This window comes from Streptomyces sp. NPDC036764 (assembly GCF_055609385.1).
In genome coordinates this window covers 104,817-120,925 of record NZ_JBVJPT010000014.1, presented here as the reverse complement: position 1 = coordinate 120,925, position 16,109 = coordinate 104,817, and the positions used below count along the sequence as shown (strand labels likewise).

Here is a 16,109-nt window from a genome sequence, read left to right as displayed (position 1 = left end):
CAGCATATTGCTTCGTCCGTTCGCGGCGTGTCGCCGGGGCGACGGGAGGGCCCGCACCGGCCAAGCTGGGCCGGTGGACGACGACAGCCCTTCCGCCCGCTGGGAGCAGCGCACCGAGATCCCGCTGTTCCTGGCATCGCTGGTCTTCCTGGCCGCTTATGCCGCCCGAGTGCTCGCGGTGAGCATGCCGTCCTTCTGGAAGGACGTGTGCCTGTACACGATGCTCGCACTGTGGCTGCTGTTCGCCGTGGACTACGTGGTGCGCTGGCGGCTGGTCGGAGGGCGCTTCCTGCGCTTCACCAGGACGCACTTCCTGCACACGGTCGTGGTCATCCTGCCGCTGTTGCGACCGCTGCGGATCGTGCCGCTCTACGACGCCATCCAGCACCGGCAGGGGGAGCCCCGGCTCTCCCTGCACGCTCGCGTGATCGCCTACGCGAGCCTGTCGACCCTGCTGCTCGGTTTCGCCGGTTCCCTCGCGGTCTACCAGCAGGAACGCGGCGCGCCCGGTGCCACCATGCGGACGTTCGGGGACGCGGTGTGGTGGGCCGCCGAGACCATCAGCACGGTCGGCTACGGCGACATCACACCGGTGACCACGGGCGGCCGGGCCATCGCGACGGCGATGATGGCCGGCGGGCTGGCCCTGCTCGGCGCGGTGACGGGCTCGTTCTCCTCCTGGCTGCTGCAGATCTTCTCCCGCGAGAGCGACACGAAGCCCCCGGAGGGCTGAGCCTGCCGGGGGCCTCGTGATCGTGCAGGGCGGGATCAGATCTGCGCCCGCTCCTCGACGACCTGCGCGATCTTCGCGATGGCCTCGTCGAACGGGATGCCGTTCTCCTGCGAGCCGTCGCGGTAGCGGAAGGAGACGGCGTTGTTGGCCATGTCCTCGTCGCCCGCGATGACCATGAAGGGCACCTTCTGCTTCTGGGCGTTGCGGATCTTCTTCTGCATACGGTCCGAGGAGGAGTCGACCTCGACGCGCAGGCCCTTCTTCTTGGCGGCCGCGGCGAACTTCTCCAGGTAGTCCACGTGCCCGTCGCCGATCGGGATGCCGATCGCCTGGACGGGGGCCAGCCACGCCGGGAAGGCGCCCGCGTAGTGCTCCAGGAGCACCGCGAAGAACCGCTCGATGGAACCGAACAGCGCGCGGTGGATCATGACCGGGCGCTGCTTGGAGCCGTCCGCGGAGGTGTACTCCAGGTCGAAGCGCTCCGGCAGGTTGAAGTCGAGCTGGATGGTCGACATCTGCCAGGTCCGGCCGATGGCGTCCTTGGTCTGGACGGAGATCTTCGGCCCGTAGAAGGCGGCGCCGCCCGGGTCCGGGACCAGGGGCAGGCCCTGCTTCTCGGCGACCTGGCGCAGCGTCTCCGTGGCCTCCTCCCAGACCTCGTCGGAGCCGACGAACTTCTCCGGGTCCTTGGTGGAGAGCTCCAGGTAGAAGTCGGTCAGGCCGTAGTCCCGCAGCAGGCCGAGGACGAAGGTGAGCGTCTTGTCGAGCTCCTCCGACATCTGCTCACGCGTGCAGTAGATGTGCGCGTCGTCCTGCGTGAAGCCACGCGCGCGCGTCAGACCGTGCACGACGCCCGACTTCTCGTACCGGTACACGGTCCCGAACTCGAAGAGGCGCAGCGGCAGTTCACGGTAGGAGCGGCCGCGCGCGTCGAAGATCAGGTTGTGCATCGGGCAGTTCATGGGCTTGAGGTAGTAGTCCACGCCCTCGTCGAGCTGCATGGGCGGGTACATGCCCTCGGCGTACCAGTCCAGGTGCCCGGACGTCTCGAAGAGCTTCCCCTTCGTCGCGTGCGGGGTGTAGACGAACTCGTAGCCCTCTTCCTCGTGGCGGCGGCGCGAGTAGTCCTCCATGACCCGGCGGATGATGCCGCCCTTGGGGTGGAAGACGGCGAGGCCGGAGCCGATCTGCTCCGGGATGGAGAACAGGTCGAGTTCGTTGCCCAGCTTGCGGTGGTCGCGCTTCTCGGCCTCGGCGAGGAAGTCGAGGTACGCCTTCAGCTCGTCCTTGGACGGCCAGGCGGTGCCGTAGATGCGCTGGAGCATCGGGTTCTTCTCGCTGCCGCGCCAGTAGGCGGCCGCGTTGCGCATCAGCTTGAACGCCGGGATCGCGCGGGTCGACGGCAGGTGGGGACCGCGGCAGAGGTCCTTCCAGCACAGGTCGCCGGTCTTCGCGTCGAGGTTGTCGTAGATCGTCAGCTCACCGGCGCCGACCTCGACGTCCGCTCCGTCGTCGGAGGACGCGGAGCCCTTGAGGCCGATCAGCTCCAGCTTGTAGGGCTCGGCGGCGAGCTCCTCGCGGGCGGCCTCGTCGGTGACGACGCGGCGGGCGAACTTCTGCCCGCGCTTCTGGATCTCCTGCATCTTCTTCTCGATGGCCTTGAGATCCTCGGGCGTGAACGGCTTCTCGACGTCGAAGTCGTAGTAGAAGCCGTCCTTGACGGGCGGGCCGATGCCCAGCTTGGCCTCGGGGAACAGCTCCTGCACGGCCTGCGCCATCACGTGCGCGGTGGAGTGGCGGAGGATGTTCAGGCCGTCCTCGGAGGAGATCTCAACGCCCTCGACCTCCTCGCCGTCGGCGAGCACGTACGACAGGTCCTTGAGCTCGCCGCCCACGCGCGCGGCGATGATCGAGCGCTCGCCGGCGAAGAGGTCGGCGGCCGTAGTGCCCGTCGTCACCACGCGTTCTTCCCGCTCGGAATCGCGTTGGATGATCACACGGACGTCTGACACCGGTCTCTCCTGACTGAAGGTGGAATACGGCGCCATACCAGGAGCGCGCGCATTACGCGATCGTACCGACCTCGGACGGCCGACCGCGAAACGGTCACCTCCGGCCCCAGCGGATCCCCGGTCCCCCGGCCCCTTCAGTCCTCGGCGTCCTCCCCGCCGCACGCCTCCTCGAAGAAGTCGAGATCCTCCTGGAGCGACTTCATCAGCCGGTCCCGCTCGGCCTCGTCCACCTGGACCGGTACGACCCCGGAGGCGTCGGTCATCTTGCGGAAGCCGCCGCGGCTCTCCAGGCGTCCGTGCACGCGGACGGGGAGACCGACGAGGTGCGCGTGGCCCGCTATCCGGTACGCGTCCTCGTCCAGGGTCAGCCGGACGTGCGGAATCTCGGCGCCGGCGATGACGCGCAGCCGTACCGTGCCCTCCCCGCGCGGTCCCGACCGGCGCATACGGACGACCGCGCCCGTGATCCTGACCGGTACGGACGGCTCCTCGCGCAGATAGCGGGCCCCGGCCTCGCGCAGCACGGGCAGGTCGCCCGGCGAGAACTCGACGGCCTCGACTCCGGCCGCGCAGTCCGCGGGCACCCCGGCGGCGGGCGACCAGTCGACGGCGATGCGCGCGCCCTCGGTGCCGCGCACCAGCATCACCAGTGCTTCCGTGAGCTCTCGGCTGACGCCCGCCTCGACGGCCCCGTCGAAGGCGTCCATGCCGCCGGTGGCCCGCTGGTAGTCGATGGCCTCGCGGGCGGCGTACAGGGCCTGGTGGAGGCGGACGGCGAGCGGGCGCCCCGCGCCGACCGGCACGAAGGCGGCCAGATGGTGGCCGCCGGCGCCGGAGCCGACAAGGACGCTCTCCAGCATCGCGGCGGCCGAGCGGCGGTGCCGGGCGCCGTAGTAGCCGGCACGCGCGCGTGTGGCGAGCGCGGCGGCGAGCAGCATCTGGCGGGCGGCGGTGCGCAGTTCCTCGTCCACCGTCCAGGGCGCGGCTCCGGCCGGCCCGCTCGGCGCGTCCCGCCACCAGCGCACCTCGTCGCTGGGCACAGCGAGCCCCACCAGCACCTCGCGCGCGGAGGGCGTGCCGCTGCGGGTCAGGGCGACGAGCGCCTCGCCGAGCAGATCGTCGCTGTCGGGGAAGGCGCGGGACTCGGGGACGAGCAGGCTGGTGCCGTTGCCGCCGGGTCCGGGCGGGGTCCAGCGGCCGTAGCGCCCCGCCGCTCCCCCGCGCCGCTGCCAGCCGTGCCGGTGCAGCAGGGCGCTGAGGACGGCGGGGTCGACCTCGCCGGGCTCGGGGGGACGCTCCCAGGACGCGTCGACCGGGTGCGGCCTCGCTGGTCGTACCGGCTCCTCCAGGGGGCGATGCGTCATGGTTTGCCTCCCGTCCCGACCCGCGTCATGATCTCGCAGAGCGCCCGGTCGTCGAAGATGCGTGAGGTCGGTATCCGCACGGTGGTGCGGCGCCGCCCGGTGATCGGGTGTCCGGCCAGGTTGACCCAGTAGCAGCAGTGCCGCAGGTCGAGCCGGTCGTGGCCGGCGCGCAGCCACTGCTCCTGCGACCGCGGGACGATCATCACGACCAGGATCTTGTGCACCGAGACCGGGGTGCGGGCGAGCTTCGCCAGATGGTCGTTGTCGAGCGTGAAGGAGAAGAAGCGGCGCGTCTGGAGGGGCGGGGGCGCAGCCCCCTCCGTTGAGGGTGGTGGTGGGAGACGGGCGGGCGGGTTGGGTGCGAGCTGATAGGTGGCCTTGAGCTGCACCTTGATGGTGACCTCGTCGTCGACCGTGTGACCGGGCGCGCTGTGGCTGACGTGCCAGTCGATGCCGTTGTCCGGAAATGGCTGGGACAGCGAGCATCCGGACGCCGCCGCGACGGCGTGCAGATAGCCCACCTGCAGCGTCTCCATGCAGGCGGTAGTGGCGAGTGAACCGCGATGGGGGCCCGTACGTTCGGGCAGCAGCCCGCCCCGCTCGGGCTGCGCAATCGCCATGACCAACAGCCTTCCACGCAAGGTGAATCCCCGTACCGGGTCGCTGAACTGCAAAGACCCGCACTCCTGTTGTGTCCTCCCGGCGTACGCCGCAAACGGCCCGGGTATCACCAAACGGGCAGAAGACGGTACGTCATCTGCCGTGGGTGAACGAGGGGTTGTGTAGGTATGGCGTGCTGGTATGAGGGCCCGCTGGCGGCATTCGACACGGAGACAACAGGCGTGGACGTCGAGACCGACCGGATCGTCTCGGCGGCCGTCGTCGTCCAGGACGCCCCGGGCGCCCGGCCGCGGGTGACCCGGTGGCTGGTGAACCCGGGCGTGCCGGTGCCGGAGGCGGCGACGGCGGTGCACGGACTGACGGATGAGCATCTTCAGCGCAACGGCCGCTGGCCGGCGCCGGTGATGCAGGAGATAGCCGAGGAACTGGCGGCGCAGGCCGCGGTGAACCGGCCGATCGTGGTGATGAACGCCCCGTTCGATCTGACACTGCTGGACCGCGAGTTGCGTCGCCATCGTGCGTCGTCCCTGGACCGCTGGTTCGAGGCGACGCCCATGCTGGTGCTCGACCCGCGTGTCCTGGACAAACATCTGGACCGCTACCGCAAGGGCCGTCGCACCCTGACGGACCTGTGCGCGCACTACGAGGTCACACTGGACGGCGCGCACGAGGCGGCGGCCGACGCACTGGCCTCGCTGGAGGTGGTACGGGCCGTGGGCCGGCGTTTCGCGGCCCGGTTGGAGCGGCTGTCCCCCGCGGAACTGCACACGCTCCAGGCGGTGTGGCACGCGGCACAGGCACGCGGCCTCCAGGCGTGGTTCGCACGCAGCGGCAACGAGGAGTCGGTGGACCCGGCGTGGCCACTGCGCCCGGACCTGCCGGCGGCGGCATGAGGAAGGACGGTCCGCCACAACACGAAAAAAGCCGGTCCGCCACGGCGGACCGGCCTCTTCCCGGTGGGCGATACTGGGTTCGAACCAGTGACCTCTTCGGTGTGAACGAAGCGCTCTCCCACTGAGCTAATCGCCCGGGAACGCACTGAACAATACAGGTCCCCGCGCGTTTCCTTCAAACCGCTTGATGACCACCGGCCAGGTATCCCGTCAGCCCGCGCCGCCCGGAGCGCATCATCAGCCAGTGGTTGGCACGGAAGACGGGCCGCCCGGGTACCGCGAGCCGCCGCAGCAGCGGCTTGCTCACATCGACGACCTGCTCGTAGCGAGCCAGGCTCCCGCCGCCGCGCGCGGTGACGGTCCAGCGTGCCCAGCCGTCGATGTCCCCGCTCAGCGCGATCTCCAGCACACCGGCCGCGCGGTCCCGGTGCACCTCGCGTGCGGTGAAGACGATGGCGTACGGCAGGACGGAGCGGATCGTGATCACGCCGCTGGTGTCGTCGATCCGGTTCACCTCGCGCACCTGGCGCCACCAGCGGGGGTAGTCCTCGGCCTGCTCGAGGGCGTCGTAGACGGCGGCGGGCGGCGCGGGCAGGGCCCACAGGCTGCGGAAGCGGTAGTGGCTCCAGTCCATGGGGCGAGTCTGCCCGCACCGGCGGGTTTCCGTCGTATCTGAGTACGTTCTGAGTACGTGCACTCATGCCCTCCGGCGTGACGCGGACCACACTCCAGGCATGACGCACTTTCCGCCCCCGGCCGAGGAGTTGCGGCTCCTCGACCTCGAGCTGCGCCGACTGGACGCCCATCGGGCCCAGTTGCTGCACCGCCGGGCCTGGCTGGTCACCGCCCTGCAAGCGGCGGCCCCCCAGTCCGCTCCGGCTCCCGCACCCTTCGCACCGCATCGCCCCGAGGCCTCGGCGTCCCGGGTGCAGAACGTCCTGCTGGTGCTCGGTGGTGTCCTGCTGACGATCGCCGCGATGGCCTTCACGCTGGTGAGCTGGGGGCACATGGGGATCGCCGGGCGGGCCCTGGTGCTCGGCGGGGTCACGGTGGCGGTGCTCGCCGCGCCGGTGCCGCTGCTGAAGCACGGGCTGCGGTCGACGGCCGAGTCGGTGGCGGGCCTCGGGCTCGCGCTGACCTTGCTCGACGCCTACGCGCTGCACGAGGTCGGGCTGACCGACGTGGACCCCACGGGCTACCTCGCGGCCGCTTCGGCGGTGCTGGCGACCCTGTGGACGGCGTACGGCCTGCTGCCGCGCACCTCCGAGCTGCGTCTGCCCCTGCCCGCCGCGCTGCTGGCCGCCCAACTCCCGCTCGTCCTGTGGGCGGTGGCGGCGGACGCGAGCCTGTTCGGGGTCACCGCCGCCGTGCTGGTGACGGCCGGGTTCGACGCGGGTGTGGCGCTCCGGGTGCCCGCCGGGTCCGTACGGATCACCGCGATGGTCGGTGCGTACGGCATGGGCGCGTGGGGCGTGTGGGCCGCCGGTTGGCTGTCCTGGACGGCCACCGGCCCGAGCGCCGCCGCCCGTGCGGCGGCGCTCCTCCTCTTGGCCGCGGGCATCGCGGTCACGGTGGCGTGGCAGCAGGTCGCCGCGAAGCAGGCACTCGGCCTCTCCGTCGCCGCCGGCCTCCTCACGGTCGCCGCGCTCGGCGGCACCGCCCGCCCCGTGCTGCCGGAGGCGTGGACGGTTCCGGTGTATCTGGCGTGCGGGATCGCCCTGTTGGCGGCGGTCCGGGCGGACCGGCTGCCGCAGGCGCTGCGCGACGGGCTCACCCGGGCCTCCGCCGCCGTACAGGGACTCGCCCTGCTCTGGACGCTGCCGATGGTGGCGCTCGCGCTGCTGGGTCCGGTCGCCTGGGTGGAGCAGGTGTGGTCCGGGGCGCCCGGTGATGTGCGGCAGGCGGTGGCGGTCGACGCTCCGTGGCCGGCCGACGCCGGGACGGTGCCTGTCGTCATGGCGATCGTCGCCGCCGTCCTGCTCCTCGCGGCGCGCGACGCCACGTGGCGGACGCGGGCCCTGACGGGCGCGCTGGTGCTGGGCTGGGCGACGGCGCTGGTCCTCCCCGCAGTGCTCGAAGTCCCTTACGCCGTGGGCCTGGTGGCCCTCGCGAGCACGACGGCCGCCTCGCTCGCGGCAGCCGCGTGGATACGGCCGTCCGAGCAGCCGGAGACGGAGGAGGAGCCGTCGGCGGCCGCCACGGAGGAACTCACAGCGCACCTCGCCGAGGAACCCGCGGCGGCCTCCGGGCAAGCACCCGCAGAGGAGCCGTCGGCCACCTCCAAGGAACCCACAGCGGCCTCCGCGGATGCACCCGCCACGGCCACCGCAATCACCTTCCCCACCCCTTCCGCGACCGCCACCGTCCTCGCCCTCCTCACCTCCCTCCCCCTCGCCTTCCTCTCGCTCACCACCGAGGCCGCGACCCTCACCGTGCTCGCCACGCTGACGGTGCTCTTCGCGGCGGCCTCCTGGAAGGCGCACCTCGCTCCGGTCACGGCCCCGGCCGGGCTCGTGTACGCCGCCGGACTCGCCTGTGCGGCGGGTGCCGCGGCCGGCTGGCAGCCGCAGTACGTCGCCGTGCTGGTCCTTGCGGTCCCGGTGGCGGCGGCCCTGCTCGCGGCACGGCTCGATGACGCGCGGGCGACGGTTGCGGTCGAGGTGCCGGGCGCGCTCGCCGCGCTGCTCGCCGTCGCACTGGCCGCGGCGCCGGCCGACCTGCCGATGCTGGCCCTGGTCCTGGCGCTGTGCGGTGTGATCACCGCCGGTACGGCGATCCGCCCGGAACGCCGGTCCGTGGCCTACGCCTCCGCCGCACTGTTCGTACTGGCCACGTGGGTGCGCCTGGCGGCCTGGGACGTCGGGACGCCCGAGGCGTACACCCTGCCGGTCACCGTCCCGGCGCTGCTCCTCGGCGCCCTGCACAGGCGACGCGATCCGCAGACCTCGTCCTGGACGGCGTATGGCCCCGGACTCGCCGCCACCCTCGTGCCGAGCCTCCTCGCGGCCTGGGGCGATCCTCAGTGGACGCGCCCCCTGCTGCTGGGCCTGGCCGCCCTGGCGGTCACCCTGCTGGGCGCCCGGCATCACCTCAAGGCACCGCTGCTGCTCGGCGGCACCGTGCTCGCACTGGACGCACTGCACGAACTCGCCCCGTACATCGTCCAGGTGACGGACGCGCTCCCCCGCTGGGTACCGCCCGCCTTGGCCGGCCTCCTCCTGCTGGCCATCGGAGCGACGTACGAGCAACGCCTCAGGGACGCCCGAAAGATGCGGGACTTCCTGGGCGGCATGCACTGAAACGCCGCCCCAAGGGGCGCGGGGAACTGCGCGACCAGCCACAACAGGTCGCGCAGTTCCCGACATTCCGTCACGGCATCCTGTCCCCGAGCAGCGCCAGGTTCTCGATGGCCGCGAGCCCGTACAGCGCCGTGTCATTCGACGACACCCAAGCGGCCTCACTGCCCGGAACCAAGGCAGCCGGCCCACTCAGCGCCTCCGTCTTCCAGGGCGCCGACTCCTTGTACCCGTCGGAGTTGTAGAACTTCTCCCACGCGCGGGAGGCGAGCTTGGCGTCCCCCGTCCGCACGGCCGCGTACGCGTCCAGCCGCGAGTGCCCCTGGAACAACAGCAGGGAACCGAAGTTGGACCCGTACCTCGCCGCCTGCTCGGCCTTCGTGGCGTTGAAGTACCGGCAGTAGTCGAAGTACGCCTCGTTGAACTTCGGCATGTCGACGAGGTCGATGAGCTCGGCACACAGTTCGTTGAGGCCGAACACGGCGGACAGGTGGGAGACCCCGACCACGGGCTCCGAGGCGATGGCGAACCTGCCCGTGTCGAGGTCGTACAGCCCACTGCCCTGCACGAACCCGTTCGGCTGCGCGGCGATGGTCTCCATCGTCGACAGCACCCGCGCCTTGGCCTTCTCCCACTTGGGGCCCTTGCGCTCCCACTCCGTCAGCCACGCCGAGACGAGCCCGCTCCAGTCCGTGCCGAAGCCGATCGACAGCGCGTGCCGGTCGGGCGTGTACGGCTCGGTGCGGATCTTGCGGATCGGGTCGAGGACGAGGAAGGTCTCGTCGGAGTCGACGTTGGCGTGCATGAGGTCGCCGACCCGCTCGTCCGCGGTGAGGAAGTAGTAGTAGCGCCGGTACGTGGTGTTGGCGATGCGCTGCTGCTTGGCGCTGTCGGCGTAGTGCTGGACGCCGTGCCGGGTGCCGAGGCCGGCCCACTCGCCGAGGTGGTAGACGTCGACCTCGCCGGTGTGGCGGGTCATCGCCTCGGCGAAGCGGAAGATGTCCGCTCGGCCGGAGCGCAGGTATGCGAACCACAGCCAGAGGTCGGGCGAGAGTTCGGAGTTGTCCCAGGCGTAGCCGCCGATGTCGTACCGCCACTGATGTCTGACGGTGTCGTAGGTGTGCATGATGTCGCCGTAGTCCCAGAAGCCGTACCAACGGCGCTGCTCCACCTGGTCCTTGTAGTAGGTGAAGAGGAAGTCGAGGTGATCCTCGATCTTCGCTTTGGCGGGGGTGGAGCGGTCCGGCTCGGAGTACAGCCCCGGTCCGAAGACCTTGGCCTTGATGAGCTGCCCGGGCGGGGCGGCGAGCTGCGGCAGTACCCGTACCGCCTCGGCCTGCTCGGCCAGGACCTCCGCCGACGGCGTCGACTCGTTGGCCCAGAAGAGGAGTTCGCTGGTGCGGGCGATGCCGTACGGCGTCCCGAACTCCGGCTCGTAGTCCTCGTAGGTGATGTTGAGGCCCTCGAGCTGCTCGGGGTAGGTGTCCTGACCCATGCCGTCGTGGTAAAAGCGCAGGTCCATGGGCTGGGCCTCGGGCGACCAGAGCCACAGGGTGACCTCGGCCTGCTCGGTGTGGGCGTCGCGGATGTCGAGCTGGGCGGGGTGCTTCTCCCAGAAGTCCCGGACTCCGAAGGAGAGCCCGCCGCTGACGCCGCCGACGTAGCCGAACCCGGAGGCCCGCCGGCCGCCTCCGGCGCCGATCCAGCCGTAGCCCTTCTTGGTGCGCTTGCGCAGCGTGAAGCCGTCGGCGGAGAGCTGGGAGAGGGTGTAGTCGCCCCATTCGGGGATGTACTGGAGGCGGGTGGTGACGCGCTGGTCCCAGGTGGCCGGGTCGGGCAGCCTCTCCCCCGCGAACTGCGCCGCCTGGACGGCCGCCCCCGGGTCGCGGCGCAGTCCGGTGATGCCCTTGACGGCCTCGCGGAGCATGCCGGTGCCCTCGCCGCCGAGGCGGATGTGTCGGTCGTACGACTGGTCGCGCATCGGCACGGTGAAGCGCACGCCGATGCCGCGGATGAAGTCGCCGCTCGCCTTGCCCGGCTCCTGCGTGCCGTCGTAGGTGATGGTGTGCACCATGCGGAAGGAGTCGGCGCCCGCGTAGAAGTAGAGCCGGATGGAGAAGGGGAGCCAACTGCGGCTGCCCTTGCGGTGCTTGCCGTCGATGCGGACGACCGCGCGGACCGGGCCCTCCTGCTCGACGGTGACCTCGGAGATCGCCCCCTCGAAGCGCTCGGTCCTGACCGCGCCCTGGTCCTCGTCCTCGATCTCGGGCTGCCGGATCAGCACGAGCCGGCCGTTCCTGGCGATCTCCGTGGAGCCGCGGGTGACCGACTTGACGAGGGTCGCGCCCGACTTGCCGATCCTCGCGGTCATGACGCCGGTCGAGACGTCGATGGTGCCGCCGCTCTTGTCGACGGTGACCTTTTTGGCGGGGGCGGTGGCCTCACCGGGGCTCAGCGTAAGCTTGCCGCTGCCCGAACTCACCGCGTGGGCCGTCCACTTGAGGGAGCCGTCGGGCCAGTAGGCGATCGGCCACGACTGCACGGGGACGGCCTTGCCGTCGGCGTCCGTCAGCGCGAACGTCTGGCTCTCCTGGTATGCGCCCTTCGGCCAGGGAACACCGACGGTGGAGCCGGGTGCGGCGCCCAGGCCGCCGTCCTCCAGCCAGTCCAGGGTCACGGGCTCCGCTTCGGCGGCCTCGGCTCCGGGCGCGGCCTGCGCGTCCTTGGCCCCGAGCGCCCAGGCGAACTGGGCGGCGGCTCCGGCGACCGCGGCCGCCTTGAGCAGGGACCTGCGGGGGATGGGGGACATGGCCTTTCCTTTCCGTGCGCGTGCAGGGTATGGGCAGGGGCATGACAGGGAGAGGTTCGGCGCCCGAGGCGCCGGCCTTGCAAAGGGGCACCGCCCGTCAGCGGTGCCGGTACCGCTCCTCCACGGCAACGGCCGCCGCCACGACGGCCCCGGTCACGGGGACCGCCAGCGGCGCGGCGAACCAGGCGGAGGCGGCCACGACGGCCAGCCCGCCGATGATCAGGAAGGACCCGGCGGGGTCGAGCACGGTACGACGCCCGGCGCTCGTGAGCAGCGCCCACCAGCTTGCGCCCGGCGTCCAGAGGGCCGCCGCCCGCAGCAGGGCCACGACGGCACCGATCAGCGCGAACAGCCCGATCGCCCCGACGAGCGGTCCCCCGGGGATCCCGGCCCGCGCGGCCTGGACGTCGACCCAGACCGCGGCGGCCACGGCCCACCCGGCGAGCCCGACGACCCACCCGCCGCGCACGGCCATCCGGAAGTCGGCGACGAACTCCCGCAGGCCGCCGCTCTCGTGAGCGATCCGGCGGTGCAGATGCCGGGCTCCGGCGGCGAAGGCGGCCGGACAGGTCACGACGCCGAGGGATGCCACGGCGATCCATACCCCGGTCAGCAGACACTCGGCGAACACACCGAACTTCTCCGCGAGGACGGACTCCCCGCGTGGCGTACGAGCCTTCAACCGCGCCTGGGCCATCGTGACCGCCTCAGCCCTTCAGTCCGGAGGTCGCCATACCGTCGATCAGATACCGCTGGAAGGCCAGGAAGAAGGCGAGCACCGGCAGCAGGGCGACCAGCGACATGGCGATCATGCCGCCGTAGTTCGCCAGCCCCTCCTGGTCGACGAACATCTTCAGGCCGAGGGAGACGGTGTAATTGTCGGGCTCGTTGAGGTAGATCAGCGGGCCCATGAAGTCGTTCCAGGCGTTGATGAAGGTGAAGATCGCGCTGGTGATCAGGGCCGGCCGGCACAACGGCAGCATGATCGACCAGTAGATCCTGAAGTGCCCGCAGCCGTCGAGGCGGGCCGCCTCGTCGAGTTCCTTCGGCAGGTTCCGCATGAACTGCACCATCAGGAAGACGAAGAACGCCTCCGTGGCGAGGTACTTGCCCAGCAGCAGCGGGGTGTAGGTGTTGATCATCTCCATGTTGCGGAACAGCACGTACTGCGGGATCAGCAGCACGTGATACGGCAGCAGGAGCGTGCCGATCATCAGCGTGAAGAGCAGATTCCGCCCGGCGAACCTGATCCGCGCGAAGGCGTAGGCCGTCAGCGAGCAGGACACCACGATCCCGATCACCGAGCCGACCGCGAGGAAGAGCGAGTTGAAGAAGAAGGTGGAGATGGGGATGTCGGCGATGCCGTCGGCGAGGCTCGTGTAGTTGGACAGGACCGGGTCGCCCGGGAGGAGATCCAGGCTGCCGACGATGTCCTCGCTCTTCTTGAAGGAGCCGCCGATGACCCAGATCACCGGGTAGAGGATCACCGCGAGGATCAGCAGGGACCCGATGTGCCAGGCCAAGGACCCGGGCAGCCTGCGGCGCAGCGCCCCGATCCGCGCGGTCGGGAGATTCGGGGTGCTCATCGGGCGCCCTCCTCGTAGTGCACCCAGCGCTTCTGGGACCAGAACAGCACCGCCGTGACCAGGGCGACCGCGACGAGCAGCATCCATGCCATGGCGGAGGCCAGGCCCATACGGCTGTTCTCGAAGCCCTGGACGTAGAGGTAGCAGGTGTAGACCATCGAGCCGTCGGCCGGACCGCAGGCGTTGCCTCCGGCGCCGCCGCCGACGATGTACGCCGAGCTGAAGATCTGGAAGGAGTGGATGGTCTCCAGCAGGACGTTGAAGAAGAGGACGGGGGAGATCATCGGCAGGGTGATGTTCCAGAACCGGCGGAACGTGCCCGCCCCGTCGACCTCGGCCGCCTCGTACAGCTCGCGCGGGACCTGCTTGAGGCCGGCGAGGAAGATGACCATGGGGGCGCCGAACTGCCAGACGGTGAGCGCCACCAGGCTGTAGATGATCAGGTCCGGGTCACCGGTCCAGCCGCCGACGTCGATCCCGAAGAGCTTCTGCGTACGGTCGACGATCGCGTCGTCCGAGAAGATCGCCTTCCAGACGATGGCGACGGAGACGCTCGCGCCGATCAGGGACGGGGCGTAGAAGGCGGCCCGGTAGAAGGCCTGGCCGCGCCGCTTCTGGGCGAGGAGCAGGGCGACGCCGAGCGCCGCGAGCAGCTTGAGCGGCGTGCCGACGACGACGTACCAGAGCGTGACCTGCACCGAGTGGCGCCAGCGGGGATCGGCGAACATCTCGGAGAAGTTGTCGAGGCCGATCCACTTGGGTGCGTCGAACAGGTTGTAGTCGGTGAAGGCGAAGTAGAGCGAGGCGATCATCGGGCCTGCGGTGAGCAGCAGGAACCCGGCGATCCAGGGGGACATGAAGAGATAGCCGGCCAGGTTCTCCCGGCGGACCCGCCGCTTGAGGGCGGCGGGTCGCTCGGGCTTCACCGGTCCGTGCCGCGGCTCGGAGTCCTTGGTCGGGCCCTCCATCGCAGGGGCGTGTGTCACGGTCATCCCCATCAGACGACGAGAGCCGTCTTCGACTCGGTGAAGAACTGCTTGACGGCCTCGTCGACCGAGCGCTTGCCGAGTGCGAGTTCCTCGGCGATGCGCAGGAACGCGGCCTCACAGATGTCCGCGCCGTTCGGGTGCGGGGTGATCGGCTCCAGGACGCCCGCCTCGACGAGGGAGGTCTCATAGGCGGCGATCCCCTTGTTGACCTCGTCCGTCGGCTGGAAGGCGTCGAACTGGGCCTGCGTGGCGGGCACACCCCGGTCGTAACCCATGATCTTGGCGACCTCGGGTTCGTGCACCATGAAGTCGATGAACTGGGCGACCTCCTTGGGGTGCTCGGTGCGCTTGGAGGCGCTGAGCATCAGGGAGCCGAGGTACTGGCCGGTCTTCTTGCCGTCCGTCGTCGGGATGGGCGCGAGGCCGTACTCGCTCTTGCCCTCGGAGGTGTAGCGAACGGTGAAGTTGTCCCAGGTGAACTCGCCACCTGCGAGCTCGGCGGAGACGGCTGACTTGGGCTTGATCTGGGCGACCTTCTTGGCGTCGGCGTAGACGCCCTCCTCGACGCCCTTCTCGGCCTTGGTCCACCAGTCGGTCAGATCCGCCTCGGTGAAGCCGAGTCCGTCCTCGGTGAAGAACGCCTTGCCGTTCTGGCGCAGGTAGAGGTCGTACAGGTACATGACCCCGTACATGCCGCTGTCGCCCGCGCGCCCGGTCCTGTCGCGGATCTTCTTCATCGCCGCGTCGAAGTCGTCCCAGGTCCAGCCCTGTTCCGGCTTGACGCCCGCCTTGGTGTAGACGGGCTTGTCGATGACCAGGGCCATGGAGTTGGAGCCGACCGGGACACCGAGGAGCTTGCCGTCGATCTCGCCGAACTTGTCCAGGCCCGCGCGGAAGCCGTCCATGGACAGATTGCCCGCCTCGACCTGCTCGCTGAGATCGAGCAGCACATTCTTCGCGTCGTATTTGCGCAGGAATCCAATCGCATTCTGGAACACGTCCGGCGGATTCCCGCCGGAGGCCTGGGTGTTGAACTTCTTCCAGAAGTCCGTGTACGGCTGAAAGTCCGTCTTGACCTTGATCTTCGGGTACTTCTTCTCGAAGAGCGCGATGGTCTTGTTGATCCGTTCGGCGCGGTCCTCGGCACCCCACCATGCGTAACGGATCGTCACCGTCCCGCCGGCGGAGGCACCCCCGTCGCCCCCGCACGCCGTGGTCGAGGCGAGCCCGATCGCGGCGGCCGTGGCACCGGCCGCCTTCAGGATCGTGCGCCTGTCGACATTCCTGTTGGTTCCCACAGTCGGGCCCTCCCCGCAGCATTGCCGCCGCCTGCATGAATCGTTTCAAGTAAGCGCTTGCTGGCACAAGCTACGGAGGGCCTCGGGGTGCGTCAATGATTCGGACAGGAATTTCTTGCGGGCCGGGCGGCAGAGTTGACGGCGCGTGAGGTCCGGCGGGTCGGGCCGAGGGCGCGATCTCGCAGGTGAGGGGCGTACGTCGGCGGATCGAAGGGGGGGGTGGAGGTGCCGTGTGCGAATGGGCTCTCGAACCGAAGGCGGGGCGGTCCCCGACGAGTTGAGGGGCAGGGGGCGCGAGGTGTCGGACCCCGGGGCGCCGTACGACGCACAAACGCCGACGGCCCGCCTGCTCTGTCGCAGACGGGCCGCCGGATCCGGGTGGGCGATACTGGGTTCGAACCAGTGACCTCTTCGGTGTGAACGAAGCGCTCTCCCACTGAGCTAATCGCCCGGGCGCAGGAAGAACATTACCCCATGTCAGGGGGTGCGCGTGACCAGCGCGAACGCG

The 16,109-nt window shown here is 70.2% G+C and carries 12 protein-coding genes and 2 tRNA genes; 3 read left to right on the top strand and 11 right to left on the bottom strand.

The window, feature by feature from the left end:
* Positions 1-73: 73 nt before the first annotated feature.
* A complete protein-coding gene (locus ACZ69Q_RS36285; RefSeq protein ID WP_471050542.1) occupies positions 74-733 on the top strand; it encodes a potassium channel family protein in 660 nt (219 codons plus the stop codon).
* Between the two features lie 35 nt (positions 734-768).
* Here the strand turns inward: ACZ69Q_RS36285 and thrS are convergent, their stop codons facing one another.
* The 3 genes from thrS to ACZ69Q_RS36270 all read right to left on the bottom strand — a co-directional run bounded on the left by thrS (position 769) and on the right by ACZ69Q_RS36270 (position 4,729).
* On the bottom strand, positions 769-2,745 hold the full coding sequence (gene thrS, locus ACZ69Q_RS36280) for a threonine--tRNA ligase (protein ID WP_471050540.1): 1,977 nt from the start codon (positions 2,743-2,745) through the stop codon (positions 769-771).
* Positions 2,746-2,879: 134 nt separating this feature from the next.
* Complete coding sequence (locus ACZ69Q_RS36275; RefSeq protein ID WP_471050538.1) at positions 2,880-4,109, bottom strand: hypothetical protein; 1,230 nt, start codon at positions 4,107-4,109, stop codon at positions 2,880-2,882.
* Complete coding sequence (locus ACZ69Q_RS36270) at positions 4,106-4,729, bottom strand: DUF4365 domain-containing protein (protein WP_471050536.1); 624 nt, start codon at positions 4,727-4,729, stop codon at positions 4,106-4,108. The genes ACZ69Q_RS36275 and ACZ69Q_RS36270 overlap by 4 nt, the downstream gene beginning before the upstream one ends.
* Before the next feature lie 168 nt (positions 4,730-4,897).
* On the opposite strand from ACZ69Q_RS36270, the gene ACZ69Q_RS36265 reads away from it, so the two are divergent.
* Entirely contained in the window at positions 4,898-5,623 is a 726-nt protein-coding gene (locus tag ACZ69Q_RS36265; protein WP_471050533.1) for an exonuclease domain-containing protein, read from the top strand.
* A gap of 64 nt (positions 5,624-5,687) precedes the next feature.
* Here the strand turns inward: ACZ69Q_RS36265 and ACZ69Q_RS36260 are convergent.
* Positions 5,688-5,759: transfer RNA gene (locus ACZ69Q_RS36260), tRNA-Val, on the bottom strand.
* Positions 5,760-5,798: 39 nt separating this feature from the next.
* Entirely contained in the window at positions 5,799-6,257 is a 459-nt protein-coding gene (locus tag ACZ69Q_RS36255) for an SRPBCC family protein (RefSeq protein WP_471050530.1), read from the bottom strand.
* A gap of 100 nt (positions 6,258-6,357) precedes the next feature.
* On the opposite strand from ACZ69Q_RS36255, the gene ACZ69Q_RS36250 reads away from it, so the two are divergent.
* Positions 6,358-8,922 (top strand): SCO7613 C-terminal domain-containing membrane protein, encoded by a 2,565-nt coding sequence (locus ACZ69Q_RS36250; protein WP_471050527.1) that lies wholly within the window; start codon positions 6,358-6,360, stop codon positions 8,920-8,922.
* Between the two features lie 70 nt (positions 8,923-8,992).
* Here ACZ69Q_RS36250 and ACZ69Q_RS36245 read toward each other — a convergent pair whose 3' ends face one another.
* The 6 genes from ACZ69Q_RS36245 to ACZ69Q_RS36220 form a co-directional block, all read right to left on the bottom strand.
* The gene (locus ACZ69Q_RS36245) at positions 8,993-11,728 is read right to left on the bottom strand and encodes an exo-rhamnogalacturonan lyase family protein (protein WP_471050525.1); all 2,736 of its coding nucleotides are present in this window, start codon (positions 11,726-11,728) and stop codon (positions 8,993-8,995) included.
* A 97-nt stretch (positions 11,729-11,825) separates the two neighbouring features.
* Positions 11,826-12,425, bottom strand: coding sequence for a hypothetical protein (locus ACZ69Q_RS36240; protein WP_471050523.1), 600 nt, complete (start codon positions 12,423-12,425; stop codon positions 11,826-11,828).
* 10 nt (positions 12,426-12,435) lie between these two features.
* Positions 12,436-13,314: a carbohydrate ABC transporter permease gene (locus tag ACZ69Q_RS36235; protein ID WP_471050520.1), complete on the bottom strand. Its 879-nt coding sequence runs from the start codon at positions 13,312-13,314 to the stop codon at positions 12,436-12,438.
* Positions 13,311-14,312: a carbohydrate ABC transporter permease gene (locus tag ACZ69Q_RS36230; protein ID WP_471050517.1), complete on the bottom strand. Its 1,002-nt coding sequence runs from the start codon at positions 14,310-14,312 to the stop codon at positions 13,311-13,313. The genes ACZ69Q_RS36235 and ACZ69Q_RS36230 overlap by 4 nt, the downstream gene beginning before the upstream one ends.
* Positions 14,312-15,601, bottom strand: a complete 1,290-nt coding sequence (locus tag ACZ69Q_RS36225; protein WP_471050515.1) for an ABC transporter substrate-binding protein — start codon at positions 15,599-15,601, stop codon at positions 14,312-14,314. Before ACZ69Q_RS36225 ends, ACZ69Q_RS36230 begins: the two co-directional genes overlap by 1 nt.
* Positions 15,602-15,980: 379 nt before the next feature.
* A tRNA-Val gene (locus tag ACZ69Q_RS36220) sits at positions 15,981-16,052 on the bottom strand.
* Positions 16,053-16,109: the final 57 nt, after the last annotated feature.